The organism is Haloferax sp. Atlit-12N (assembly GCF_003383095.1).
Taxonomy (GTDB): Archaea; Halobacteriota; Halobacteria; order Halobacteriales; family Haloferacaceae; genus Haloferax.
This window is the reverse complement of sequence record NZ_PSYW01000025.1, coordinates 1-2,326: the sequence shown is the minus strand read 5'-3', so window position 1 is coordinate 2,326 and position 2,326 is coordinate 1. Positions and strand designations below refer to the sequence as shown.

The 2,326-nt window shown below is 59.0% G+C and carries 2 protein-coding genes; one reads left to right on the top strand and one right to left on the bottom strand.

Annotation, left to right across the window (positions count from 1 at the left end; genetic code table 11):
• Positions 1-167 precede the first annotated feature (167 nt).
• The gene (locus C5B90_RS19725; protein ID WP_115883616.1) at positions 168-1,820 is read right to left on the bottom strand and encodes a thiamine pyrophosphate-binding protein; all 1,653 of its coding nucleotides are present in this window, start codon (positions 1,818-1,820) and stop codon (positions 168-170) included.
• A 125-nt stretch (positions 1,821-1,945) separates the two neighbouring features.
• Here C5B90_RS19725 and C5B90_RS19720 point away from each other — a divergent pair.
• A partial coding sequence (locus C5B90_RS19720; protein WP_115883615.1) for a helix-turn-helix domain-containing protein occupies positions 1,946-2,326 on the top strand: 381 nt, incomplete at its 3' end.

The window sequence follows — 2,326 nt, the reverse complement described above, 5'->3', positions numbered from 1 at the left end:
CACCTCTTACGGAATTCCATCAAGTAGTGATAAAACTTACGGTAATAATGTTGAGTGTTCGGACGACGCGGCGAGTGGCCCCACGGTGCGTCAACACCAGGGAACCGATGGTGTCGTGCAGTCGCCTCGCCTCGACCAGTCGGGGAAAAGAGGCCTACGGTTACTCGTCAGTCGACCACACGTACGTCGAGCACGGAGGGACCGTCGGTATCGACCGCATCACGCAACGCCGCTTCGAGTTCATCTCCGTTAGTGACCCGGCTCCCATCGACTCCATGACTTGCTGCGTTGGCGGCGAAATCGACGCCGGGTTGCAGATCCATGCCGATGAACTCGTGATCGTCGTCATCTCCCCCGAGAATCTTTAGCGCGTTGTCCTTCAGAATGCGATAGTTTTGGTTGTTCGAGATGACGACTGTCAGGTCAAGGTCGTAGCGCGCCGCCGTGTACATCGAGTGGGGATAGTACAGATAGGACCCGTCGCCGAGGAGTCCGACCACGGGACGGTCATCCTCCGCGAGAGCAGCGCCGACGGCTGCGGGAAGGCCGTAACCCAGTCCGCCGGATTTGTTTCCGAACAGTTGTCCGGGCTGGAGGTCCCACTCGGACAACAAGGCGTACCGAGTGGTGACGCTCTCGTCGACGATGTACGCATCCGGAACCGCTTTTTCCATGGTCTCGATCAATTCCGTCTTCGAGATGGCATCGGAATCGACTGAAGGAGGTAGTTGCATGTTTTCGCCAACCCAATCACGGACCTCCTTGACCCGCTCGTGGCGCGCCGCTAACTGCTCGTCACTCACGCGCCCAGAGACACGACGGGTGAGATCTTCGATGACTGGCCGTAGTGCACCCGAAATGGCGATGTCAGCGGGTTCGTTTTTTGCGAGTTCCCAACTGTCGGGACCGATGTGTACGGCCGTCGCACTAGACGGAACGAGTGGTTCGTCGTGGGCCAGCGTCGGTGTGTGCGTCGAACAGCCGACGAGAACGACTGCATCCGTCTCGTGAAGCGCTCTCGATTCCGCGAATGACTCGGGCATGTGTGAAACCCACAGATCGTGATCCATCGGGAAGTTCACTTCCGTGGACAGAATCTCGCTGTGAACGCGTGCGCCGGTCTCCTCAGCCAGTTCGGTCACCGCATCGACGGTGGACTGGCCGCTGCGGGCGATCTGGTCGCCAACGACCAGCATCGGTTCGTCGGCCTCCGACAAAACGTCGGCCGCCAGAGCGATCGCATGAGAGTCGCCACGGCCACCATTCGGAATCCCGCCCAACGGTTCGACGGGCGCGTCCGTCTCCTCAACCATCACGTCCATGGGAAACCCAAGGAAGACAGGCCCCATCGGAGGCGTCAGCGCCACCTTGCACGCACGCCGAAGCATCGTGGGGAGAGATTCGACCGCCTTAACCTCGGCGCTCCACTTTGTGAACTGTTGAGTCATCTCGACAAGGTCACCGTACAGTATCGGCTCCTCGTGTTGGTGACGCATGCTGTGGGTGCCAGCCGTGACCACAAGCGGCGCGCCAGAAACGCTCGCGGCGTATAGGTTCCCCAGCCCGTGTGCCATTCCCGGGGCGACGTGGAGATTGACGACCCCGAGGGGACGCTCAGCGCCTCGCTGCCGGCGAGTACACGCGTATCCTGCGGCCATCCCTACGGCGATGTCTTCCTGTAGTCCAAGGACGTAATCGACTGCGCTTCCTTCAAGGGCACTCATCACAGGGACTTCGGTCGTTCCGGGGTTCCCGAAGAGATACGGAATCTCGTAGGTCTCCAACGCTTCAACAAATAAGTCCGCTCCAGTTCGTGTCATACTCTGCCGTATCAGGTGTCAATGCGGACCTTCATTTATGTTCCGCTTGGACAATCTTCGGGTCCCCACGGATCGTCTTTTGGTAGTCGCAAATCTTTATGCGATGGTACAAGCATGTGGCACACATGAACAAAAGCGGCGGTCGCCGGCGGGTCAAGTCGGTCGATACAGCCTGCGAACTGATCCGTGCGATGCAAGAGCGGAGATCAACGACTATCTCAGAGTTGAGCGAGGCGATCGACCTCTCAGAGGGGTCCGTACACACGCATTTGGCGACGCTGAAATCCCACGGACTCGTCGTCAAAGACGGGACGTCCTACGAGCTGGGACCACAGTTCGTCCCACTAGGAGAGCGAGTAAAGCACAACTCGAAGCTCTATCAGGCGGCTAAAAAAGAGATTGACCGTCTCGCCGACGAAACCGGCGAGTGTGTACACCTGTTGATCGAGAACAACGGCCAAGGGATACTCCTCTATGAGTCGTTCGGCGAGAAGGCGGTCGGCACG